This is a genomic window from Bacillus sp. C-3-6, from assembly GCF_054509685.1.
In genome coordinates this window covers 718,030-741,244 of sequence record NZ_CM137247.1, presented here as the reverse complement: position 1 = coordinate 741,244, position 23,215 = coordinate 718,030, and the positions used below count along the sequence as shown (strand labels likewise).

The 23,215-nt window shown below is 35.5% G+C and carries 22 protein-coding genes and 1 pseudogene; 12 read left to right on the top strand and 11 right to left on the bottom strand.

Translation table 11 applies throughout. The features are described 5' to 3' along the window. Positions 1-23: 23 nt before the first annotated feature. The 6 genes from qoxB (at position 24) to ACW0JX_RS03665 (ending at position 5,698) form a co-directional block, all read left to right on the top strand. Positions 24-1,958: a cytochrome aa3 quinol oxidase subunit I gene (qoxB, locus tag ACW0JX_RS03690; RefSeq protein ID WP_000762374.1), complete on the top strand. Its 1,935-nt coding sequence runs from the start codon at positions 24-26 to the stop codon at positions 1,956-1,958. Between the two features lie 13 nt (positions 1,959-1,971). After that, entirely contained in the window at positions 1,972-2,574 is a 603-nt protein-coding gene (gene qoxC / locus ACW0JX_RS03685) for a cytochrome aa3 quinol oxidase subunit III (RefSeq protein ID WP_000729314.1), read from the top strand. Next, positions 2,575-2,886 carry a cytochrome aa3 quinol oxidase subunit IV gene (gene qoxD / locus ACW0JX_RS03680; RefSeq protein ID WP_000068425.1) on the top strand — a complete coding sequence of 104 codons (312 nt, stop codon included), beginning with the start codon at positions 2,575-2,577 and terminating at the stop codon, positions 2,884-2,886. Between the two features lie 220 nt (positions 2,887-3,106). Further along, positions 3,107-4,936 carry a monovalent cation:proton antiporter family protein gene (locus ACW0JX_RS03675; RefSeq protein ID WP_459245376.1) on the top strand — a complete coding sequence of 610 codons (1,830 nt, stop codon included), beginning with the start codon at positions 3,107-3,109 and terminating at the stop codon, positions 4,934-4,936. 52 nt (positions 4,937-4,988) lie between these two features. Then, positions 4,989-5,246: a DUF4022 family protein gene (locus tag ACW0JX_RS03670; protein ID WP_071714271.1), complete on the top strand. Its 258-nt coding sequence runs from the start codon at positions 4,989-4,991 to the stop codon at positions 5,244-5,246. A gap of 14 nt (positions 5,247-5,260) precedes the next feature. After that, positions 5,261-5,698 carry a GNAT family N-acetyltransferase gene (locus ACW0JX_RS03665; protein WP_000633846.1) on the top strand — a complete coding sequence of 146 codons (438 nt, stop codon included), beginning with the start codon at positions 5,261-5,263 and terminating at the stop codon, positions 5,696-5,698. 39 nt (positions 5,699-5,737) lie between these two features. Here ACW0JX_RS03665 and ACW0JX_RS03660 read toward each other — a convergent pair whose 3' ends face one another. The 3 genes from ACW0JX_RS03660 to ACW0JX_RS03650 form a co-directional block, all read right to left on the bottom strand. Then, positions 5,738-6,166 (bottom strand): hypothetical protein, encoded by a 429-nt coding sequence (locus tag ACW0JX_RS03660; RefSeq protein WP_000706643.1) that lies wholly within the window; start codon positions 6,164-6,166, stop codon positions 5,738-5,740. A gap of 4 nt (positions 6,167-6,170) precedes the next feature. Continuing rightward, the gene (locus tag ACW0JX_RS03655) at positions 6,171-6,371 is read right to left on the bottom strand and encodes a helix-turn-helix transcriptional regulator (protein ID WP_000301177.1); all 201 of its coding nucleotides are present in this window, start codon (positions 6,369-6,371) and stop codon (positions 6,171-6,173) included. Between the two features lie 203 nt (positions 6,372-6,574). Beyond that, a complete protein-coding gene (locus ACW0JX_RS03650; RefSeq protein ID WP_459245375.1) occupies positions 6,575-7,867 on the bottom strand; it encodes an NCS2 family permease in 1,293 nt (430 codons plus the stop codon). A gap of 280 nt (positions 7,868-8,147) precedes the next feature. On the opposite strand from ACW0JX_RS03650, the gene ACW0JX_RS03645 reads away from it, so the two are divergent. Then, entirely contained in the window at positions 8,148-9,539 is a 1,392-nt protein-coding gene (locus ACW0JX_RS03645) for an amino acid permease (protein ID WP_089170428.1), read from the top strand. Positions 9,540-9,718: 179 nt separating this feature from the next. Continuing rightward, positions 9,719-11,266, top strand: a complete 1,548-nt coding sequence (locus tag ACW0JX_RS03640; RefSeq protein WP_459245374.1) for a DNA-binding protein — start codon at positions 9,719-9,721, stop codon at positions 11,264-11,266. Between the two features lie 35 nt (positions 11,267-11,301). Here ACW0JX_RS03640 and ACW0JX_RS03635 read toward each other — a convergent pair whose 3' ends face one another. Both ACW0JX_RS03635 and brnQ1 read right to left on the bottom strand, forming a co-directional pair. After that, positions 11,302-13,023 (bottom strand): DUF2339 domain-containing protein, encoded by a 1,722-nt coding sequence (locus tag ACW0JX_RS03635; RefSeq protein WP_459245373.1) that lies wholly within the window; start codon positions 13,021-13,023, stop codon positions 11,302-11,304. Positions 13,024-13,163: 140 nt separating this feature from the next. Then, positions 13,164-14,465, bottom strand: coding sequence for a branched-chain amino acid transport system II carrier protein BrnQ1 (brnQ1, locus tag ACW0JX_RS03630; protein ID WP_459245372.1), 1,302 nt, complete (start codon positions 14,463-14,465; stop codon positions 13,164-13,166). Positions 14,466-14,718: 253 nt separating this feature from the next. Between brnQ1 and ACW0JX_RS03625 the strand changes: the two genes are divergently transcribed. Beyond that, on the top strand, positions 14,719-16,104 hold the full coding sequence (locus ACW0JX_RS03625; protein WP_000443144.1) for a peptide MFS transporter: 1,386 nt from the start codon (positions 14,719-14,721) through the stop codon (positions 16,102-16,104). Between the two features lie 30 nt (positions 16,105-16,134). Here ACW0JX_RS03625 and ACW0JX_RS03620 read toward each other — a convergent pair whose 3' ends face one another. The 5 genes from ACW0JX_RS03620 to ACW0JX_RS03600 all read right to left on the bottom strand — a co-directional run bounded on the left by ACW0JX_RS03620 (position 16,135) and on the right by ACW0JX_RS03600 (position 20,223). Further along, positions 16,135-17,256 carry a YHYH domain-containing protein gene (locus ACW0JX_RS03620; RefSeq protein ID WP_459245371.1) on the bottom strand — a complete coding sequence of 374 codons (1,122 nt, stop codon included), beginning with the start codon at positions 17,254-17,256 and terminating at the stop codon, positions 16,135-16,137. A 140-nt stretch (positions 17,257-17,396) separates the two neighbouring features. Then, positions 17,397-18,029 carry a class A sortase gene (locus ACW0JX_RS03615; RefSeq protein ID WP_001041724.1) on the bottom strand — a complete coding sequence of 211 codons (633 nt, stop codon included), beginning with the start codon at positions 18,027-18,029 and terminating at the stop codon, positions 17,397-17,399. A 116-nt stretch (positions 18,030-18,145) separates the two neighbouring features. Continuing rightward, positions 18,146-18,619, bottom strand: a complete 474-nt coding sequence (locus tag ACW0JX_RS03610; protein WP_098392228.1) for a DUF2178 domain-containing protein — start codon at positions 18,617-18,619, stop codon at positions 18,146-18,148. Next, positions 18,612-18,830 (bottom strand): helix-turn-helix transcriptional regulator, encoded by a 219-nt coding sequence (locus ACW0JX_RS03605; protein ID WP_000154019.1) that lies wholly within the window; start codon positions 18,828-18,830, stop codon positions 18,612-18,614. The genes ACW0JX_RS03610 and ACW0JX_RS03605 overlap by 8 nt, the downstream gene beginning before the upstream one ends. 112 nt (positions 18,831-18,942) lie before the next feature. Next, a complete protein-coding gene (locus ACW0JX_RS03600) occupies positions 18,943-20,223 on the bottom strand; it encodes a 3D domain-containing protein (protein ID WP_459245370.1) in 1,281 nt (426 codons plus the stop codon). Positions 20,224-20,884: 661 nt separating this feature from the next. On the opposite strand from ACW0JX_RS03600, the pseudogene ACW0JX_RS03595 reads away from it, so the two are divergent. The 3 genes and pseudogenes from ACW0JX_RS03595 to ACW0JX_RS03585 all read left to right on the top strand — a co-directional run. Beyond that, a pseudogene (locus ACW0JX_RS03595) lies at positions 20,885-21,385 on the top strand (methyl-accepting chemotaxis protein); the annotation flags it as partial. Between the two features lie 136 nt (positions 21,386-21,521). Then, the gene (locus tag ACW0JX_RS03590; protein WP_000434794.1) at positions 21,522-22,334 is read left to right on the top strand and encodes an undecaprenyl-diphosphate phosphatase; all 813 of its coding nucleotides are present in this window, start codon (positions 21,522-21,524) and stop codon (positions 22,332-22,334) included. A gap of 179 nt (positions 22,335-22,513) precedes the next feature. Next, on the top strand, positions 22,514-22,801 hold the full coding sequence (locus ACW0JX_RS03585) for an antibiotic biosynthesis monooxygenase (protein WP_089170423.1): 288 nt from the start codon (positions 22,514-22,516) through the stop codon (positions 22,799-22,801). A gap of 130 nt (positions 22,802-22,931) precedes the next feature. Here ACW0JX_RS03585 and ACW0JX_RS03580 read toward each other — a convergent pair whose 3' ends face one another. Next, on the bottom strand, positions 22,932-23,135 hold the full coding sequence (locus ACW0JX_RS03580) for a hypothetical protein (RefSeq protein ID WP_001268332.1): 204 nt from the start codon (positions 23,133-23,135) through the stop codon (positions 22,932-22,934). Positions 23,136-23,215 lie beyond the last annotated feature (80 nt).

The following is a 23,215-nucleotide window of genomic DNA, read 5'->3' as shown; positions in this document are numbered from 1 at the left end:
TCCAACAGATTGGAGTGAACACAGTGAAGCTTGATGAATTCTTTGTCACAGGTGACCCGATTATTTACGGTGCAGACGCTTCTATCGTTCTTGTGACATTAGCAATCATTTTCGTACTAACAAAGTATAAAAAATGGAAATGGCTTTGGGACGAATGGTTAACAACTGTTGACCATAAAAAAATCGGAGCCATGTATATTATTTCTGCGGTTATCATGTTATTCCGTGGTGGTATGGATGGTTTAATGATCCGTGCACAGTTAACATTCCCAGAAACAACTTATTTAAACGCTGAACACTATAACGGAATCTTTACAACGCATGGTACAGTAATGATTCTTTTCATGGCAATGCCATTCGTTATGGGATTAATGAACCTTGTAGTACCATTACAAATTGGTGCTCGTGATGTTGCATATCCGTTCTTAAATGCTTTAAGTTTCTGGTTATTCTTTGTCGGAGCAATGTTATTCAACATCGCTTTCGTAATCGGTGGTTCTCCAGACGCTGGGTGGACTTCTTACTTCCCAATGGCAGGTACAGAGTTTACTTCAGGCGTAGGAAATAACTACTACGCAATTGCATTACAGATTTCAGGTCTCGGTACGCTAATGACCGGTATTAACTTCCTTGTTACTATCTTAAAAATGCGTACACCTGGTATGACTTTAATGAGAATGCCAATGTTTACTTGGTCAATCTTAATTACAACAATTATCATTATTTTCGCTTTCCCAGTATTAACAGTTGCTCTTGCATTAATGACATTTGACCGTCTATTCGATGCTCACTTCTTTACGATGGCGAGCGGCGGTATGCCGATGTTATGGGCCAACCTGTTCTGGGTATGGGGTCACCCTGAAGTATATATCGTTATTTTACCGGCATTCGGTATTTTCTCTGAAATCATTAGTACATTCTCACGTAAGCGTCTATTCGGTTACAGTGCGATGGTATACTCAATGGTTGCAATTTCTTTACTAAGTTTCGTCGTATGGCTTCACCACTTCTTCACGATGGGTGCAGGTCCAGCGGTTAACTCATTCTTCTCGATTTCGACAATGGCGATTTCGATTCCAACCGGTGTTAAGATCTTTAACTGGTTGTTTACACTGTATAAAGGACGTATCCGTTTTACAGTTCCAATGCTTTGGTCATTGGCATTTATTCCAAACTTCGTAGTCGGTGGGGTTACAGGGGTTATGCTTGGAATGGCAGCAGCTGATTATCAATACCATAACAGCTACTTCCTAATCGCTCACTTCCACTACGTATTAATCGCAGGTACAGTATTCGCTATGCTTGCTGGATTCACATTCTGGTATCCAAAAATGACTGGTCATATGTTAAATGAACGCCTAGGTAAATGGACATTCTGGATCTTTATGAGCGGATTCAACATCTGTTTCTTCCCAATGTACTTCTTAGGTTTAGACGGTATGACTCGTCGTATGTACACTTACTCTGAAAGTCTTGGATGGGGATGGCTAAACCAAATCGCATCTGTTGGTGCGGTAATGATGGGTATTGGCTTCCTACTTCTTTGCTACAACGTAATTTGGAGTGCACGTCACGGTGAACGTGACACAACTGGAGATCCATGGGATGGCCGTACACTTGAATGGGCAACTCAATCTCCTGTACAACATTACAACTTCGCGAAACTTCCTGAAATCAAAGAAGCTGATGCTTTCTGGTACATGAAAAAACGCGGAGAAACAGTTACACCAGCAGCAGAAGATATCAAACCAATTCACATGCCAAGTAACTCTGGTGTGCCTATTATTGCGTCTTTATTCTTCGGTCTTGCAGGTTTCGCATTAGTATTTAGCTGGTTCTGGCTTGCAGCAATCGGCGGCGTTGGTATTTTAGCTTGCTTAATCTATCGTTCATTCGATTATGATGATGGCTACTACGTAAGCGTTGATGAAATTAAAGAAACAGAACATATAGCATGAGAGGTGAAATGACATGGCGGCTTTAGATAAAAGCTTACCTTTGGAATATCAATCCGAACAAAGCAGATTGAATATCCTAGGATTCTGGATTTTTCTTGGGGCTGAAATTATGCTGTTCGCAACACTTTTCGCCTCTTATCTAGTCCTTGCTGGTCGTACGGCAGATGGCCCAACTCCAGCGCAACTGTTTGAACTTAAAACGCTTTTAATTCAAACATTACTACTTTTAACAAGTAGTTTCACATGTGGTATCGTAATTCACGAAATGCGTAAGCACAACCAAAAAGCAATGCTTGGATGGTTCATCCTTACATTACTTTTAGGTGCAGGTTTCCTATTCTTTGAAATCGAAGAGTTCATTATGTACATCGGTGAAGGCGCAACAATTCAAACAAGTGCTTTCCTATCTGCATTCTTCGTTCTTCTTGGAACGCACGGAGCCCACGTAACAGGCGGTATCATTTGGGCAACTTGTGTTATTATCCAAATTTTAAAACGAGGTTTAACACCAGTTACAGCTCGTAAAGTATTCATTATCAGCTTATACTGGCATTTCCTTGATCTAGTTTGGGTCTTTATTTACACACTAGTTTACTTGAACGGGATGGTGGCGTAAATGGCTCAAAACAACAATCAAGCAAACGGGCATGCGCATAGCGGATTCCCTTGGTCACACGTTTTCGGATTTATTTTATCGCTTGCATTAACGTTTCTAGCGTTATACGTGGCACTTTACACAACATTGCCACTTTCAACAGTCTTAACAACTATTATCATAATGGCTGTTGCGCAAGCATTGTTACAATTAATTATGTTCATGCATTTAAAAGAAGGAGAAGGAAGAGTTCAAATTCTTACAATGATATACAGTTTCTTCGTTGCAACTGCAACAGTTGGTTTAACTGTATGGATCTTCTTCTCAATGTAATGTACATGAAAAAGACTGCTGAGGAATCTCAGCAGTCTTTTTTTATTCCCTCCCCTATTACATCCACATTACGGAATTAACAGCAGAATCATGAAGAATATACTTATTATAACAAACGTTAAGAAAAGTCTTTCTTTATGAAATCGAATCCATATGCGTTGCTTTTCTACCTATTATATGGCTAAATAGGTACTATATTTATTTGAAGGGAGAGAACGCAATGGAACATCATACTTCTGTTCTATCACTTATGGTTGTCGTTGCAATCGCGTTTTTCGTTCCCCTTTTGTTACAACGCTTTAAATTAAAAGCACTTCCTGTTGTCGTTGCAGAAATTATTGCAGGAATCTTTGTAGGTAAAAGTGGGTTTAATATTATTGAGCCAGATATGTGGCTTCAAGTTTTATCAACATTAGGATTTATCTTCCTCATGTTCTTAAGCGGTTTAGAAATTGATTTTTCTATCTTTAAACAAAAAGGGAAAAAAAATACGACAAACGAACCAAATACATTTCAAGCAGCAAGCATTATCTTCTTATTTATTTTCATCTTATCTTATGCCCTATCATTACTATTCGTATGGCTAGGATTTGTAGATAATGCAATGTTCATGACTTTAATTATTTCAACTATTTCTTTAGGTGTTGTTGTACCAACACTAAAAGAGAACAACCTAGGAAAAACTGCAATCGGACAAATCATTTTATTAGTTGCTGTTATTGCAGACTTAGTTACAATGATTTTACTCGCTGTTTTCGTCGGATTAAATTCCGAAAGCGGCCAAAGTATGTGGCTCTTACTTCTTCTATTCGGTGCCGGTATTGTCATTTACTTTATTGCAAAACGCTTTAAAAACATTCCATACTTAGATAGTTTAAAAGCTGGTAGTGTACAAATTGATACACGGGCTGTTTTTGCACTCATTTTAATCTTAGTTGGGTTATCGGAATCTGTTGGAGCAGAAAATATTTTAGGTGCCTTCTTAGCAGGTGTACTTGTATCGTTATTATCACCTAATGAAGATATGGTGGAAAAACTTGATTCCATCGGCTATGGTTTCTTCATCCCTATTTTCTTCGTAATGGTTGGTGTAAATCTAGAGGTATGGTCTATTTTTAAAGAGCCTTCTAGCATGCTAATGATCCCAATCTTAATTGTAGGACTCTTTATTTCAAAACTCTTACCATCACTCGTCTTACGAAAATGGTATCCACGTAATATCGTACTTGGAAGTGCAATCTTATTAACATCGACACTTTCTTTAGTTATCGCGGCTGCACAAATTGGTGAAAAACTAGGGATCATCAGTCCAAGTTTATCTGCCTCTCTTATTTTAAGCGCAGTTATTACTTGTATTTTTGCACCTATATTGTTTAAAAAAATGTTCCCAAAAGTAGAAACACCAAAACCAAAAGTAGCTATTATTGGCGCGAGCAGAATTACCCTTCCGTTATCACTAGATTTAAAACGAGAAGATTATGACGTAACGCTATATATGATGCGTCAAAACAAAATAAATGATGAGGAAGCGAAATCGCATGACTTCCCTATCGTGAAATTAGATGACCTCACAATCGCATCATTAACTGAACAAACAGCATTTGATGCAGATCGCGTCGTTGTTGCAACAAGCGATGATGAACAAAACTTATTATTAGCAGAACATGCAAAAGAGCTAGGTGTTGAACATGTTATTGCAAGTGTAGAAGATCCACTTCTACAAGAAAAAGCAACGCAAGAACATATCGCTGTATTCTCAACAATTAACTCTACACGTATTTTATTACGTGCACTTATTGATAAACCTAGTCTCGTTCGCTTAATTACAACAGCAAACGAAACAGTACGCGAAGTTGAACTACTCAGCAATAAATATAACGGCATTGCGCTTCGCCGCCTTCCGTTTTTAGGTGATGTACTTGTCATTCAAATCTACCGCGGTAATAAAGCATTAATACCACATGGTGATACAAGACTACAACACGGCGATACATTACTTGTAACAGGTTCAAAAGAGCATATCGATACACTAAAAAACATATTAGAGTAAAAAAATGCCCCTCACATAATTGAGGGGCATTTTTTTAATTTCATATGGTAAAATGTTACTATCACATATTATGAGGATGGATTACATTATGTCTATTGTAACTTTAGCTCTCTTATTATTAGCGGAAGTACTCGTCGCCATTATTCTCATCGGTGTTAGCATTGAAATTTGCAGCTATGGTTGGAAAAAATCAAATGGAGTTAAATACTCATTCCTTTTTCTTTCACTCCTTCTCGGAACCGCTAGTATACTCGGCCTTCTCGCTGCACCTGCATACTTCTTTATACAACTTATAGAAAAAGGTTTATAAGAAAGGATGATAACATGATTACTGTGCAGTATATTGATGCATCCGAGACACACTTATTACGCCAAGCGGTGTTGCGTCCCAATCAGTCCCTAGCAGACTGTAAATACTCTTCTGATTACGAAAAAGACACATTCCACTTAGGTGCCTTTATAAACGATGAGTTGATTAGCATCGCTTCCTTCTCAAAAGAAATATATCCTGATTTGCAAAAAGGTATCCATTATAGACTACGAGGAATGGCAACATTACCTAACTTTCGGAACAAAAGAGCTGGAAGCTCCTTAATTCAGAAGGCAGAACAAATTTTAAAAGAACGGAAAGCAAACATCCTATGGTGTAATGGCCGTATTACTGTAACTGACTATTACAAGCGATTAGACTTTCAGGAGCATGGTGAAATCTTTGAAATTGAACCGATTGGCCTTCATAAAGTACTGTATAAAAAGATATAAGAAAGGCTTTCCTCAATACGGGAAAGCCTTTCTTATATTTCAATCTTCACTTTTTATCTTTTTCATATATATGTAGATAAATAAACTAGGAACTAAAAAACAAGCAAACATAATAAGTGCTGTTATACTGATTGCTTTTATCGAAATATCCGGTGTTACAATAATACAAATAGCTAACAGTCCAATAACAATACCTACCGGAATGAATAATAGTTTCATGAAATAGCTACGTGATACCCCACCTGTATGCTCATATGCCTCTACAGAATGTTTTAAATTTAAGAAGTTAATAGCTACGATCCCGCCCATAAATACCATTAATAGATCCGAAACACTTTCATATCCTGCTCCTTGCAAAACATAACGGTAAAAAACAATGCCTAGTATGATGATATTTTGTAAAATGAAAACTAACCTAATGTGTTTTAACCCCTCAATCATTAAACGTTCATCTTTCACGATTTTCACCCTATCACTCCTTTTCCTCCCAAAACAAATCATTCAATGTTTTATCTACCGCATAACAAATTTTCAAACATAAATCTAAAGATGGGTTGTATTTCCCCTTCTCAATTAAACTAATCGTTTGCCTTGTAACGCCTACTTTTTCTGCTAATTTTTGCTGTGTTAAATCTAACTGAACACGCGCGACTTTTATTTTACTTACAGCCATTCATGTTCCTCCTCCACCTTTATTGTAACATATACATTCCATTAGGTAATTTATATTTTACGAAATTAATTTAATTTCCACATTATCCCGATTGATGCGGGCTAATACACAGTGGGGATAAATCCCCACTACTGCCTATAGTTTCACTTTATTATACACAAAAAAGGAGCCTCTCATAAGAAGCTCACTCTCCTATATCTATATTATAAGAATAAATGACATCCAAATAAAATTGTAAATAAGTATAGTAATGGATGTACTTCCTTTCCTTTACCCTTCACAATTTTCAAAACTGGATATACTAAAAATCCAATTGCAATTCCATTTGCAATACTAGACGTTAACGGAATACCTATAAAAATCAAAAATGCTGGTAACGCACCTTCAAATTCATTCCAATTAATATCTCGAATGCTTTGTGCCATTAAACTACCTACTATAATTAATGAAGGAGCTGTAATAGCGGCTACACTTGATAAAGAAGCAATAACAGGACTGAAAAATGCCGTTATAATTGTTAGACCAACAACTACAATCCCTGTTAATCCAGTTTTCCCACCTGCAGCAATACCTGCTGACGATTCAATCGTCGCTGCTGTTGGGCTTGTTCCAAAGATAGAACCTGTAGTCCCGCCAATTGCATCTGCAATAAACGCTTTACCAAAACGCTTCTCTGTATTGTCTGTAATTAAACCTGCTTGTTTAATTAAACCAAGTAATGCACCTGTTGTATCGAATAAAAGTACAAGTAAAAATGAAAATACAACACCATATAATCCGTATTCAATTACATCTGAAAATGCATTGATTGGGTTTGAAACGATAATACCCTCTGGCAAATGAGGCATCGCCACAATTTTATCAGCAAACTTCAATTGCCCTGTAAAGAAGGCGATAACTCCTGTCACAATCATACTAATAAATAATGCACCACTCACACGTAATGCCATTAATACCGCCGCTAATATTAAACCAATTAAAGTTAAAATAACAGCTGGAGAATGAAAATCACCAATCGTAACTAAATTAGAAGGATGATCCACGATAATTCCAGAAAGGCGCAATCCAATAAAAGCAATAAATAGTCCAATTCCACCTGCAATTGCATGCTTTAAACTATCAGGAATTGCTAAAATTAACTTTTGCCTAAACGAAGTAAAAGATAATAAAAGAAAAATAATCCCCGTTACAAATACAGCTGAAAAGGCAACTACATATGTAATCCCTTCTGCCTTCTGTACAACAGAATAAGCAAAATATGCATTCATTCCCATAGCTGGAGCAATAACAATCGGGTAATTCGCGAAAATCGCCATACCTACTGTTCCAACAACGGTTGCAATAATTGTTGCTGTAAACGCTTGGTCAAATGGTACACCTGCATCAGATAATATTTTTGGATTGATGACAAGAATATACGCAAATGTAAAAAAAGTTGTGATGCCAGCTAAAAACTCTTGCTTCACAGAAGTGTTATATTTTTGTAATTGAAACATGCTTATGTACCCTTCCTACACCTGAATTATTATCACACATTCTTTTCTTACTAGTATGTGAGAAAATATAATACTTAATCTTAACAATCAATAAAAAGAAGAGTCAATATATTCCCTAATAGTTCGAATTTTAAGTTTAAGTCTGACAAGTACAGATGTAGTACAGTTCATTATGATTATTTTTGTAGCATAACAGATAGAAATGTTTTATAATTTGAAATAGTTAAATACTTAGTAAACGCATTCAAATATTGTTCACTCTACAAGGGGGATTCTTCTTATGCAGCACACAAACAAATCTGGAACTTTAAATCGTGGTTTAAAAGAACGACATATTACTTTAATGTCACTTGGCTCAGCTATTGGCGTTGGGCTATTTTTAGGATCTGCTTCCGCTATTAAACTAGCCGGTCCTTCTATTTTACTAGGCTATATGATTGCCGGACTCGTTATTTTTTTCATCATGCGAGCTCTCGGGGAAATGGCAATTGAACAACCTGTTGCCGGTTCTTTTAGTAAATATGCATATGATTATATCGGCCCACTCGCTGGTTATATTACTGGCTGGAATTACTGGTTCTTATGGGTTGTTACTTGTATGGCTGAAATTACAGCAGCTGGCATTTACATGCAGTACTGGTTTCCAGATATCCCGCGCTGGACTTGGGCGTTACTTGCTCTATTGTTAATGAGCGCTTTTAACTTCTTATCAGTAAAAGTATTTGGAGAACTTGAGTTTTGGTTTGCTCTAATTAAAATTGTCACAATTATCTGTATGATAGTTGTCGGCGCTGGTATTATTTTATTCGGATTCGGAAACGGTGGTATCGCTACTGGTATTTCAAACCTTTGGTCACATGGTGGCTGGTTCCCAAATGGTTTTTCGGGGTTACTACTCTCCATGCAGATGGTACTATTCGCTTATTTAGGCGTTGAATTAATCGGTGTTACAGCTGGTGAAGCTCAAAATCCGAAGAAAACACTCGCAAAAGCAATTGATAACGTGTTTTGGAGAATATTACTGTTCTACGTAGGAGCTCTATTCGTTATGATGGCAATTTATCCATGGAACGAACTTGGTGAGAAAGGAAGCCCATTCGTATTAACATTCCAGCAAATTGGTATCGCAAAAGCAGCAGGTATTATTAACTTTGTCGTATTAACAGCAGCTCTTTCTTCTTGTAATGGTGGTTTATTTAGTACAGGCCGTATGCTATTTACATTAGCTCAGCAGAAAAAAGCTCCTGAAAGATTTGGTCGTTTAAATAAAAATGGCATTCCAAGCCAAGGAATTGTAGCAACTGCTATCGTTTTACTCATTGGCGTTATATTAAACTATCTCGTACCTGCAAAGGTATTTACATGGCTTACTAGCATTTCAACTTTCGGCGCAATTTGGACTTGGGGAATTATATTAGTTGCTCAAATTAAATTCCGTAAAAGCTTACCTACTCAAAATAAACAAAAGTTATCGTATAAAATGCCTTTATACCCATTAAGCTCATACTTCTCACTCGTTTTCCTTGTATTAGTACTAGGTATAATGGCGTATTCAGAAGATACACGAATTGCATTGATTGTCGGCCCAATTTGGCTTATCGGCTTAACAATCGTATATTACATGAAAGGGTTTCATAAGATTGATGAAACACCTAACTCAAAAATTAGTTAAGCAAAAAACCCCTTCCTTATTACTTGGAAGGTTTTTTTATATCTATATAAATATTTCTCAACAAAATTCACGGTATTTTTACAATCTTTTAATATTTTTTATGTTTTCCGTCTTTATTTTTACAGAAAAATAAATTACATTATTAAAGCACATATATTTATTATTAGGGGGATTCTTCTATGAAGAATAAAAAATGGATTACATTTTCTTTAGCAACAGCAATTACACTAAGTATAGGGACCTCGTTCATACCGTCTACTTATGCCGAAAGCTCTGTAGACCCAGCTCCTGAAATTGCTGCAAAAGTTGTAAATCAAAACAATGGGAAGAAAGTATTATTCGATAATACACACGGTCAAACTGCTGGGACAGCTGACTGGGTTATTGACGGCGGCTTTTCTGACTTCGGAAACGGCATTGCAAAAAACGGTTATCACGTAAAAGAACTTCGTAAATCAACACCTATTACGTACGAAGACTTAAAAGGTTACAATGTATTTATCGTTCCAGAAGCTAATATTCCTTACAAAAAATCTGAGCAGGACGCTATGTTACAATATGTAAAAAATGGCGGTAGTATCTTCTTTATTGCCGATCATTACAATGCAGATCGTAATAAAAATCGCTGGGACTCTTCTGAAGTATTTAATGGATATAGACGCGGTGCTTGGGATAATCCAGCAAAAGGAATGTCTAATGAAGAAGCAAATTCACAAGCTATGCAAGGAGTAGAAAGCTCTGATTGGCTATCTGACAACTTCGGTATTCGCTTCCGCTACAATGCACTTGGTGATGTTTCAGCGAAAACAATTGTATCGCCTGAACAATCTTTCGGAATTACAAAAGGTGTTTCTTCTGTAGCAATGCATGCTGGTTCTACTCTAGCAATTACAAACCCAAAACTAGCAAAAGGACTTGTTTACCTTCCAGAAAATCCATCAAAATGGAATAACGCTGTTGATAGTGGCGTTTATAATGGCGGTGGTATTGCAGAAGGCCCATATGCTGCAATTGCAAAAGTAGGACTTGGAAAAGCTGCCTTTATTGGTGACTCTTCTCCTGTTGAAGATGCTACGCCAAAGTACGTTCGTGAAGATTCTGGCCAAACAAAGAAAACTTACGATGGTTATAAAGAAGAAAACGATGCGATTTTATTAGAAAACATCGTAAATTGGTTATCGAATAAAGAGACATTTACAAGTTTAGATCAAGTAAATGGTTTACAGCTTGATTCACCTACAGCTCTACAAACATTTGAACAGCCAAGCTTATCAACAGAACCACAACCTGAACCTTGGAGTGCACCAAATGCAGGTTATCAATGGTTTAATACAAATACTTTTAAACCAGGTTCATACGGTTATAACGGTGCGGTCACAACAAGCGACTACGTCGTTACACACCCTAGCATTCTACCAAACAATGAAATTTTCCAAATGAAGATTCAAGTAAACAACTTACTACCTAATACAACTTATAACAACTATTCTTTAGGTATATTCACTACTGGTGGAACACAAGTAGCAAAAATTCAAAATACAAACGGCACTTGGCCATCTGCTTTGGGATATAGTAGTGCCTTCTCTTTCACAACAAACAGCTTAGGCTCTGCTGAGAAAGTTGTAAATGTACAGATTGATTCAAATACAACTGGACAAGCAACTCTTCGTCTACGCCAAAATACAACAACGAAATATAATGAAACTGTAACGATTAATAAGAAATAATGAAAAAGGCAATCCATACATGGATTGCCTTCTTCTCACTTCTCTTCCTTCGAGAAAAACATTCTTGAAATAACGATACCTATACTACCGACGATTAGGAATAACACTGCCCTAATCATCATCGATACCTCTGGTAAGTCAAGTAGGAATAACTTCCCTACCGTTACTACTAATACGATTAATCCAGCATATAATATTTCATTCATCTGTCTATAACGGCCAAACCAAACTGCAAATAACGCATATATCATCCATAATAACGATACAGATACGCTAATTATACTTCCATCTGTAGAAAGAACTTCACCAATTCTAGTGATTGTAATAAATACAATGACCATTAACCAGTAGAGCGCTATAGAGTACACATACTTACCAATACTCGCTAACACTTCTTTCGCTTGTCTCATGCAATAATAGAACGTTCCTATTAAAATAAGATGAGCAACAAAACCTGCCGAAATAAATTCATCAAACGGGCTAAAAATCGTCTGTATCATTCCAATTGCGTAAACCGTCGCACTAACATACAATTTTATCTGTTGTTTTACTTTAATAGAAGTGACCATGCCGAGGAAACCTTGTAATAATAGTACAATCGCTGCATTCACTAAACTATACTCGTATAAAATCGCTAAACTAAACGCTCCCATTGCGAAACCAAATAAGAGATTTGTAAATGTAGAATGTCTATTCTTCCTATACTCAAGCACAAACATAGCAGCGTGCACAATTGCACTAATAATCAATCCCCATGTTGTAAAATCAGGTATTTTGGCAATAGCTAGTATAAAGAAAACTGCATTCGCACTAAATATCGCCAAACGTGGTTCTGGTATAAAACTTCTCTCCGTAAACATATGCCAAAATAATAGTAAATGAATCAAACCATATACAATCGTTAACTGTATTTGCAAGTTCTCTACTAATATTGACATAACAGCAAAGAAGACAAAAAGAACAATGGCCGCAACAGCGTAAGAAATCATATATAAGTATTTATAACGATTTTTCAATCCATACCATAATAAACTAAGTGTTAATATCGTCTCGTATCCAAAGAAAATATAAGGATTAGGAGTCGTACTATTTAACAAGAATGGCACGAAGAACGCTCCTACCGCTACGAAGATAGTAAGGTATTCCGAGTTATATCTTTTCGCTAAATAAATCCCTAAAATAACCCATGCAATATTAAAGAGAAACGCGATACTTGCCGGAATAAATGCATACAAATAATGTGCCGCAAACGTCGTTAAAACAATCCCCGAAATACTTCCTCCAACCAATACTAATCCTAACGCCTGCCGCTCTGTTTTAATTTGAATATCTCCTATATAATACAAACCGATAGATAATGCGATACCAAACACAATTCGTATTGCTGGTGTTAATAAACCAGCATCTACTCCTGCTTTAAATAACCAGATCACTCCAAGCAACATAATACCGACAAATACACGCGGTAACCACGTTTGACAAAACTTAATAATATTAAATGGCTCTGGTTTAAAAGCAGATATATCTACTTGTTTTACCTCACGTTCTTGCACAGGCTCTTTTATCGTAACTATTTCTTCTTTTAGCTTTTCCTCCATTACCGTTTCAATATATTCCTTCTTTTCCTTACTAACATGTTGCTGAGCGTTCTCTACTTCTATTTCCCTTTGCTTCACTTTTAATTCAGCAAGTGCTTCTTGAATTGTTTCAATTGCCGTTTCGAGTGCTTCTATTTTCTTATCCAAATCCTTCTTCATACGCTACCCCCTTATTCGCAACTCTCATTAAACCTATATATTACCAATTATCTTTATCATACTCTTAGTCTATTCATTTTCAATAGTATTTTTCCAAAAAAAGAAAGGTGTCTTCCCAAAATAGGAAAACACCTTTTTACTCATTTATTCTTATTTAAAGCAATACTAACGATGAAACCAAGACACATGCCTACAATAGCTGGAACAATCCACCCAACACCTTCTGTATAAAACGGAATGTATTTTAATACTGACGTCCACTGATTCATCATTACATTTTTATTTAAAATATCAATTGCACTAAATATCGCTACAACCCAAACAGTTACTGCATATACGTATGCATACCTCCCAATATACTTATGGAATAACCCTAGAATAATAAGCGTTAATGCAATTGGATAAATAAATCCAAGAATTGGTACTGATACTTTTAAAATTTGCGTTAATCCTAAATTAGCTAAGATCATACTAACAACGCTTACTATAAATGCCCACACTTTATAAGATACTTTCGGAAATGCACTCGCAAAAAATTGACTACAAGACGTAACAAGTCCAATTGAAACACATAAACACGCGATAGTAAAAATAAGACCTAATAAAACGACTCCGCCCTGTCCAAATAATGTAATCATAACTTGTGCTAACACTTTCGCACCGTTATCAAATGTTCCTAATGAGCCACTAATTGCCCCCACATATCCAAGGATGACATAAATAATCGATAATAATAGTCCTGCCCCGATTCCAGCAATACTCATATATTTCGCTAAACCTTTATCATCTTCAATACCCTTTGCACGTAATGCATTTGCAATCACAATTCCAAAGATTAAAGCAGCTAACGCATCCATTGTTAAATATCCATCTAAAAACCCTTGAAACATAGGAGCTTGGCCATAGTTCCCTATTGGTTCTTTCATATCTCCTACTGTTGTAAACATACTCTTTATAAAAATAAGTGCAATCATACATAATAATAACGGCGTCAAGACTTTTCCAAACAACCCCATTAGTTTAGATGGTGATAAACTTAACCAGTAAACAATACTAAAGAAAATAACTGTATAAAACAATAATACTCCGCTTCCTACTTCAGGGAATAACTGACCTGGCCCCATTTCAAAGGCTAAACTTCCCGCACGTGGTATACCAAGCCCAGGTCCAATAAATACATACACGATACATGGAAAAATAATTGCAAATGAAGAATGAACTCTACCCGCTAACGTTTGAAAACTTCCTGCTTTTGCAATAGAGATAACACCTAATATAGGAAGACCTGTTGCTGATATAATAAATCCTACTAATGAAATCCACACATGTTCTCCTGCTTCATATCCAAGAAAAGGTGGGAATATAAGATTCCCTGCTCCAAAGAACATCGAAAATAACATAAGACTAATAAGTAAAATTTCTTTTTTCTGTAACAATTTCATTTCTTTCTCCTTCTTTAATTTCATCTCTTATGAAATCAATTCCACATATAAAAAAAGTACAATAACCCGCTTCCTTACGAAGAAAACATAGTCCATAGTCTATCACAAAAGAAACACCCCTTCTATAGCTATTCCCTTTTTCCAATTTCTTCTGAAAAATCAACCTTTATTGACTTATAATAGTTAATAAGGTAAAATATTAAATGTACAAAATTATTAACTTTGTTTTTGTTTGTGTCAGGAGGAAAATAACATGGAATCAGCGATACAACTAGAAAGAGAACAACAAAGAAAAAAGAAACATCCTCCAGGTTTATACTTACTCTTCTTTACAGAAATGTGGGAAAGATTTAGTTACTATGGATTACGAGGATTATTAACATTATATTTAACGACAGCTTTAGTAAGCGGTGGTCTTGGGTTTAGTCCCGCATGGGCACTCTCTATTTACGGATTTTACACTGGAGCCTGTTATTTCACACCAATGATTGGTGGATACTTAACAGATCGTTTTCTAGGTAGACGAAAAGCGATCACAATTGGTGGTATAACAATGGCAATCGGTAACCTTACACTATTTGCCTTGCAAAACCAATTAGGCCTATACCTCGGATTAGCGCTTATTATTATCGGTAACGGATTCTTCAAACCGAACATCTCTACACTGGTTGGGGAATTATACGAAGAGAACGATCCAAAACGTGATAGTGCATTTACCATTTTCTATATGGGTATTAACGTCGGGTCATTTTTAGCTCCACTCGTTTGCGGATTTTTATCAGAAAATTTATTCAAAACAACAGTTGATGGCGTTGTACATTACGGATTCCGTTACGGTTTCTTAGCCGCTTCAATCGGAATGATTATTGGACAAATTTTATTTACAACACTATCAAATCGCTTCCTTGGTAATATCGGTAAAAAACCAACTCGCGATTTACAAACAGCTGCTGGACAACCATCAGTAGGAGATACACCATTAACAAAAAAAGAAAAACAACGTACCGCAGTTATCGTCATTTTAACATGCTTCGTTGTCTTCTTCTGGGCTGGCTTTGAACAAGCTGGTAGCTCATTAACATTATATACAAACAAATTTGTAGACCGCTCTGTGTTCGGATGGGAAGTTCCAACATCTTGGTTCCAATCGGTCAATCCATTATTTATTATTTTGCTTGCTCCAGTCATTTCTGCATTATGGGCAAAACTTGCAACTCGCAAGCGCGGTGATTTAAAAATCCCAACTAAAATGGGACTTGGGATGATCTTGCTCGGTATCGGTTATATCATTCTCGTTATCGCTACATTAAAAACAGGTAGTGATGAACATAACATTACAGAAAAAGCAAACTTACTATTTATCGTCTTTACGTATCTTTTCCATACGTTAGGTGAGCTATTCTTATCACCTGTCGGACTATCAATGGTTAGTGCGCTTGCTCCGGTAAAATTAGCATCTTTACTAATGGGTGTATGGCTAGCAAGTTCAGGTATCGCCAACATTTTAGGCGGACAACTTGCTAGCTTCACAACTTCACTTGGATACGCTGAAGTATTCACAGTTATTGGCGCTGTGGCAATTGTATTAGGTTGTGTTTTATTATTAATTTCTAAGAAATTAGTGAAATGGATGGATTAAAAAAGATGAGGAATTTCTCCTCATCTTTTTTTATGCTGTTTTACCTTTTTCGATTGCTTGTTCGTACAGCTCTTTATGTTCTTTATATTCACTTGGTACGAAACTCTTATAGAAGAATGAGAACCAGCTGTCTCCCTTTTTATACCCTTCTTCTCGAATTTCCGCTGCTTTTTTATTCGATTTAAATCCTTCAGTAAACCATTTCTTTAACAATTCATTTCTTTCATACTTAGCAGGAACTTTTAAATCATAGTTTTCAAATGCATACTTATAGCCAGCTTTTTCTACTGCCTTTTTTGTAGATTTATAGCCTTTTTCATACGCTGTTTCATATGCCTTCACGTATACTTCTTTCTCTCTATTTCCAGGATTCTTTTCAGCTAATTCTTTCCCTGTCTTTTCCCCTAATTCAGCTTGCTCTTTTTCAATTTTTTCTACTCTTTCTTTATTCCCTACTTTGAACCCGTCTGCAAAGTTTACCTTAAACTCTGGAGCAACTTGACTATCGTCCATCGTCTCTTGCGCTAAACCTTGTTCTTTTCCTTTTTCAAAATGCGTTTTCTTCTGCTCTTCTAAAGACCATGCGGCTGCATAAGTCGCTTTAAACGCTTGTTTATATGCATCAGATTTTCCAGCTACATGCACTTCTGCATCATTTTTTCCTGCTTTAAAATCAGTTTCTCCATTCTTTTGACCTTCAAGTTGACCTTTTTCCATATCAGCTTGGCGCTGCGCTTCCTCTTGTTTACGTGCCTCTTCAGCTTTTCTTTGTTCCTCGGCTACACGTTGTCTCTCTTCTTCAGCTTTACGCTGTGCTTCTGCATTACGTTGTTTTTCAGCCTCAGCGTTACGCTGTGCTTCTGCAGCACGTTGTTTTTCAGCCTCAGTATTGCGCTGTGCTTCTGCTTGTCTCTCAGCTTCTACAGCACTATTATTATTCTGGCTAGGAGCTGGGCTCGTTGCACTACTACTAGAAGCTGGTTTATTGTGATAATGATATTCCCCGTACTGTAATCCCCATTTCTCACAATTTGTACGACACGTATGTCCGCCATTAGCATCTGTACGCCCTGGATGCGCATAAGCTGAAATTGGAGCTACCAATAACGCTATACTCGTTGTTAAAAGAAGTTTCTTCACCTGTTGTCTCACTCTTGTCCCTCCCAAAATATAGAATTCTAACTTTATTATACATAAATAGAAGAATACTTAAATGCAAACCAAAATATTCTATTATTTCTCAACATTAGTAAAAAAGAAGGTGAACTCTTTAAAGAGTTCACCTTCTTTTTTTACTTCTTCGCCTTCGTTCCTACTAAATCACCAGCAACAACATAACGCTTAGAATTATCCTTTACAGATACACATGTAATAAGTGTTATCTCATCTTTCCCATGATCCTCTACAACTTCCCACTTATCAGGAGTTACTTCAGATACACCAGTAACCGCATACTCATATTCATTTTCATTGTCATACAAATAAATTTTATCGCCTTTTTTCAAAGAAGCTATATCACTAAATAAAACACCTTTTTTAGACATGTTATGTCCTGCTAGTGCGTAATTCCCTTTTCCCATAACTTGATTCTCTTTTACTGTCGCTGCACCTGATAATAAGTTTTTTTCAGTAGAAGCTTTCAAAACAGGCAGTTCTACTGAAACACTTGGAATCGAAATACGACCAATTACTTGTTTCTTATCTAATGATGCATTCGCTACTTCCGCCAAGTCTGGTTGATTAATTTTGGAAGCATCTACAAATTCCGTCTCATGCTTTTCATAATCCATCTTTTGAACAGCCTGCACATTTTCAGTCTGTTTCTTTTCAGCCTGATATCCATCATAAAATGGCTTTCCAATTAACACGCCACCTACAACAAATAGAAGGATTGCTACTATACTATAAATTCTTTGCTTATTCATATACAATTCCTTTCCCTTACAAAATCTTACTCTATATAAAATGATAAAATAATATCGCCATATGTACAAGTATTAGCTAAAAAGAAACCTTCTTGCCGGTGCAAGAAGGTTTCTTTTTAAGCTAATTTATTTCTGTATAGTGATACGTGAAATACTGTCATTTGAATAAAGAAAATCAAAAATAGAATATATAATGGGTATCCAGGAAGATATTCATTAATAATAGGCGAAAAAGTTAAAAATCCAACTGCACAAGGTAATACAAACCATAACGATACAAATGTTGTTCGACAAGCTTTATCCGTAATCGCTTTTTCACGTTCATCTTCTAGTGGAAATAATAATGGATACATCCAAAAAGATAAATTCTTATATTTTTTCTTTTGAATTCTATAAAAAATTGTAACTATAATAGCTCCAATAAATAATAAAATAAATGGTACTCCATTAACCGCTACTTCAAACGGGAATTTCTCGTTTTTAAATATATCTGCTAACTCTGTAATAACACTATAAAATTCAACAAATGTCCAGCATGCTAGTGCAGTATAGAGTACATTTATAATATAAGAAAAACCAATTCTATTCATCCTCTTCCCCCTCCTTATTTAAAACAAACACGTCTTCCATCTTTAACTGGAATACATCACAAATCGTCAATGCTAGTAACAATGAAGGAACGTAATCCCCTTTTTCAATTGCTGCAATTGTTTGTCTCGTTACTCCAACCTTTTCTGCTAATACGCTTTGCGTAAAGTTAAAACGAGCTCTTAATTCTTTTACTCTGTTTAAAATGGTCAAATTTACCACCTCTCACCATTATTGTATGCTATCCTTAACAAAATGTAAACTCAACTTAACATTATTATTATAAAAAAATCCAACTCTACGTATTGTAAAGTTGGATTACGTGTTAGTTTAAAATTGTAACTTTAACTGTTCTTCTGCCCCAACTACTTGATGAACCTTTATCTGGCATTAAAACATCAATTCTATGCCCCTTAATAGCTCCACCAGTATCGGCTGCAATTGCTACTCCATAACCTTCAACATTTACAGTCTTACCTAATGGAATAACATTTGGATCTACAGCAATTAATTTCATTCCTGGGTTTGCAGTTAAGTTATAGTGTCCCCATGCAGAAAATACTTGTTGACCTGGTGCATAACCATTTTCCGCTGGATCAGCTGTATAAGCTGTAGCTTCTACATAAATTTCTTTCCCACCAGCAGTTGGCTTAGAAGGTGGTTCAGGTTGTGCAGGTTTGGTAGGTTCTACCTTCGAATTATTATTAGCAACTGGTTCAGCTGGTTTATTAGCTTTTTCTTGTTTTTGCTTTTCAGCAATTTCTGCTTGTGCTTTCGCTAAAGCTTCTTGCTCTGCTTTTGCAGCCGCTTCTGCTTTTACACGCTCTTCCGCTGCGATTCTTGCTGCTTCTTGCTCACGAGCAATCGTTTCTTGTACTGTCTTCATATTTGATTCAATTTTAGCTTTTTCTTCCGCTGCTAAATTAAGTTGACTTGCAACTTCATTATATTTAGCTTGAACTGTTTGTAAGTTATCTTGACGTTTTTTCAAGTTATCTTGCAGTTCAGCTTGCGCTTTTGCTAATTTTTGTTTGTCTACTACTAAAGATGCTTCTTTTTCGTCAATTGTTTTCTTGTCCTCTTCAATTTGACGAAGATCTTGTTCTTGTAGACGTAAAATTTCTTTATCAGCTTCTAGAATAGTAGAAACTGCATTCATACGTTGTAAGAAGTCTGCAAAGTTTTTTGACTCTACTACAACTTCTACTACTAAACTTGTATTTGAACTGTTTTGAACAGAAACCATACGTTTTCTCATAATATCTTTACGAGCAAGGACTTTATCCTCCAAAACGACAATTTCTTGCTTTTTTTGCTCAATCTGCTTATGTGTTTCATCGATTTTACGTTGAATAGCAGCTTGATCCTCTTTATTTTTTGCAATTGTATTATTTAAATTATGTAGTTCGTTTTCGATACCTTTAATTTCTTTACTAACAGCTTGCTTCTCTTGCTCTTTCTTTTGCATTTCTGCATCGTTTTGTTGCAATTGCTGTTGCATGTTGTTAAGTTTCTCGTCGTTTGACTCTGCTTTAACAGCGACTGTACTAGAAAGACCGATAATTCCTGCTAATACTAGACAGCTGATTCGCTTAAAATAGTTCATAATCCGACTCCCTTCTTATACAGTTATACATGATTTATTTTACAGTTTGTTTACAAAACGATTAAATACAGTTTATTTTTCGTGACGAAAAAAAGAGAATTATGAATAAAATGTAATAGATTCTTAAATATTTAACAATTCCTATATTTAAAAAATACAAAAGATGCTAAAATCCAAATATAGAGAAAATATAACTTTCGAAGGCGGTTGAAATAAATACATGTTTACTCAAAAAAAATCACTCCAACATACAATTGCTCAATTAGAAGAGCGTATACAAGAATTAGAAGCAGAATTAAAACAAAAAGATATTGAAAAGCAAGAGACTATTTCTACTATCCACAATCGTGTACAAAGCGTTGTACAAGAGCATCAACTTGTAAATAACCAACACAATACACTTCAAAATTTAGTTCAACAGTTAAGTTCATGTTTCGAAAATGTTTCAACACGTACGATACATTCCAATGAGTTAAATAATGAAATGTTACAAAAGGAACAAAGCTTAATTCAGTCTATTGCAGAAATTATTGACTGCTCTAATGAAGGAAAAGAATCCGTTCACCGCTTACTTATTGTAATTAATAAATTAGGTGAACAATCTCAACGCACGTCTAATAGTATGAATCATCTAAGCGAACGCTCAAAGGAAATCGAGCAAATTGTAGAAGTCATTCAAAACATTGCAGCACAAACAAATTTACTTGCTTTAAATGCGAGTATTGAAGCCGCACGTGCTGGAGAACACGGTAAAGGATTCGCTGTCGTTGCCAATGAAGTAAGAAAACTAGCAGAAAGTACAGCAGAAAGTACAAAAAACATCGGCAACTTAACCAAAAAAATTCAAGAAGAAATTGAAAAAGCATACGATAACACAAAAGATAATTTACATTTAGTCGATGAAGGTGTAGAAATGAGCGCCGATACAAACGCTAGAATTGAAAATATTTTAGTTATGATTCAAACGTTACAAAATGGTGCTACAAATGTTATTAAGGCTATTGAAAACCAAAAATCTTGTAATGATGACATATTACGAGAATTCGCTAACACACAACAAATGTTCCAAAAATTAAATACTACTATTATGAATCATATTCATGATGCTGAAAAAGTCGATGTTCAATTGTCTAAAAGTCTTCAAGGAACAGTAAATTCTTAATTAAAAATAAAAATCCCTTATACTGCTATAAGGGATTTTTATTTTATTTCGAATATTTATTTCTTTTCAATATTCATCCATATCTTTGTTATAATGGAAAAGTTGTTTCTTTCAACTAATAAACAAGGAGGTTATTATGGAACAATTTTACTACGTTTTAAAATATTTAATTCTCGGTCTGTTCCAAGGACTAACAGAACCAATTCCGATTTCTTCAAGTGGTCATCTCGTTTTAGCACAACATTTGCTAGGACTAAAAATAGAAGGATTTAGCTTCGAACTACTTGTTAATTCAGCTTCATTATTAGCTGTATTACTTATTTATAGAAATGATTTAATTCGTCTAACGAAGAATGGTCTCTCTTATATATTTACAAGAGCAGAAGACGCAAAATCAGATTTCTTCTTTATTATTTATCTTGTTATTGCAACCATTCCAGCAGGTGTTATTGGTGTTTTATTTAAAGATTACATCGATCAGTACTTAAAAGGTGTGAAGATGGTTGGGATTTCCCTTCTTATTACTGCTGTCGGCCTTTGGATTATTAGAAATTTACGCGGTCGTAAAAATGATGGCGACCTTTCTATGAAAGATGCAATCATCGTCGGATTAGCACAAGCTTGCGCACTGATTCCCGGAATAAGCCGATCTGGTGCCACAATCGTAGCAGCAATGTTACTTGGTATGAAGCAAGAAACAGCTCTTCGCTTTTCATTCTTACTATACATTCCTGTTAGCTTAGGTGGCTTATTGTTAAGCATTACAGACATTGCAAATGATCCAAATCTAGACACATTATTCGTGCCATATGTTGTTGCATTCATCGCAACATTTATCATGACGTATATTTCACTAAAATGGTTTATGAACATTATGGCAAAAGGAAATTTAAAATATTTCTCTTTCTATTGTATTATCGTAGGTGTACTTACTCTTATTTTCTTATAAAATGAAACTTACAAATTGAAAGCGAGTCATTCTATTACACTAGATGACTCGCTTTTTTATACCTGTATTAAGTTAAAATCTATCATTTAATTTGAATTTTCTGAATAGTATGATATAATTTAAGTTCACTATTATAGTAAAGCTATCTTTCCTACTATTATCGTAAAAGAGGTGTTTATATGTTTATTGTTACTAAACTCATTCATATTAAGTACGGATATGAAAGTGAGCTTCTTTATGGGCTTAAACAATATTATCCTTCTCCCGGAACGAACGGTTGTATTAACATAGAGTTTTCACATGTTCATCGTACAAATAATAAGGCAGAATATATGATTCGTATGTTATGGAAAACACAACAAGATTACCATACATGGCTTTCTCAAAGAGAAAGAAATGTAACTTTGAAGCGCAAAATACAAAGCTATATCCTTTCTTCCAAATCAAATGCTAGCTATGTACATTAACCCTTCTCTTTTTATTCCTTACGAGGGGAAAAATGATAAAGTGGAACTTTAATCAGCTCTCATCAATCGGGCTGTTCACAAATAACGAGATAAGGCCCCTCTTACTTTTCATACTGTAAGAGGGCTTCTCTTATGCATACACTTTCTTCTCTTGACAATACAAACGAATAACATGTTTATTTTGTTGAAATACATCATGCGTCAGACGAATAATAATAAAGTTTCTTTTTGTTTGATCATCATGAACAAAAATCTGTTCTCCCTCCTGAAAACGCCATGCACTTTCAAAAGTCGTAATATGATCCCCACTTACAGAAAAAAGTTCATATCGCATCTCTTGTACCCTCTCTCAACTTATATAATCATAATATCCTCATATTAAATTTATTATAACTTAATTCCTATAAAATTAGT

Coding starts and splice junctions, on each gene's coding strand:
- qoxC (WP_000729314.1), top strand. CDS start 1,972: ATGGCGGCTTTAGATAAAAGCTTACCTTTGGAATATCAATCCGAACAA.
- qoxD (WP_000068425.1), top strand. CDS start 2,575: ATGGCTCAAAACAACAATCAAGCAAACGGGCATGCGCATAGCGGATTC.
- ACW0JX_RS03675 (WP_459245376.1), top strand. CDS start 3,107: ATGGAACATCATACTTCTGTTCTATCACTTATGGTTGTCGTTGCAATC.
- ACW0JX_RS03670 (WP_071714271.1), top strand. CDS start 4,989: ATGTTACTATCACATATTATGAGGATGGATTACATTATGTCTATTGTA.
- ACW0JX_RS03665 (WP_000633846.1), top strand. CDS start 5,261: ATGATTACTGTGCAGTATATTGATGCATCCGAGACACACTTATTACGC.
- ACW0JX_RS03655 (WP_000301177.1), bottom strand. CDS start 6,371: ATGGCTGTAAGTAAAATAAAAGTCGCGCGTGTTCAGTTAGATTTAACA.
- ACW0JX_RS03650 (WP_459245375.1), bottom strand. CDS start 7,867: ATGTTTCAATTACAAAAATATAACACTTCTGTGAAGCAAGAGTTTTTA.
- ACW0JX_RS03645 (WP_089170428.1), top strand. CDS start 8,148: ATGCAGCACACAAACAAATCTGGAACTTTAAATCGTGGTTTAAAAGAA.
- ACW0JX_RS03640 (WP_459245374.1), top strand. CDS start 9,719: ATGAAGAATAAAAAATGGATTACATTTTCTTTAGCAACAGCAATTACA.
- ACW0JX_RS03635 (WP_459245373.1), bottom strand. CDS start 13,023: ATGAAGAAGGATTTGGATAAGAAAATAGAAGCACTCGAAACGGCAATT.
- brnQ1 (WP_459245372.1), bottom strand. CDS start 14,465: ATGAAATTGTTACAGAAAAAAGAAATTTTACTTATTAGTCTTATGTTA.
- ACW0JX_RS03625 (WP_000443144.1), top strand. CDS start 14,719: ATGGAATCAGCGATACAACTAGAAAGAGAACAACAAAGAAAAAAGAAA.
- ACW0JX_RS03615 (WP_001041724.1), bottom strand. CDS start 18,029: ATGAATAAGCAAAGAATTTATAGTATAGTAGCAATCCTTCTATTTGTT.
- ACW0JX_RS03610 (WP_098392228.1), bottom strand. CDS start 18,619: ATGAATAGAATTGGTTTTTCTTATATTATAAATGTACTCTATACTGCA.
- ACW0JX_RS03600 (WP_459245370.1), bottom strand. CDS start 20,223: ATGAACTATTTTAAGCGAATCAGCTGTCTAGTATTAGCAGGAATTATC.
- ACW0JX_RS03590 (WP_000434794.1), top strand. CDS start 21,522: ATGGAACAATTTTACTACGTTTTAAAATATTTAATTCTCGGTCTGTTC.
- ACW0JX_RS03585 (WP_089170423.1), top strand. CDS start 22,514: ATGTTTATTGTTACTAAACTCATTCATATTAAGTACGGATATGAAAGT.
- ACW0JX_RS03580 (WP_001268332.1), bottom strand. CDS start 23,135: ATGCGATATGAACTTTTTTCTGTAAGTGGGGATCATATTACGACTTTT.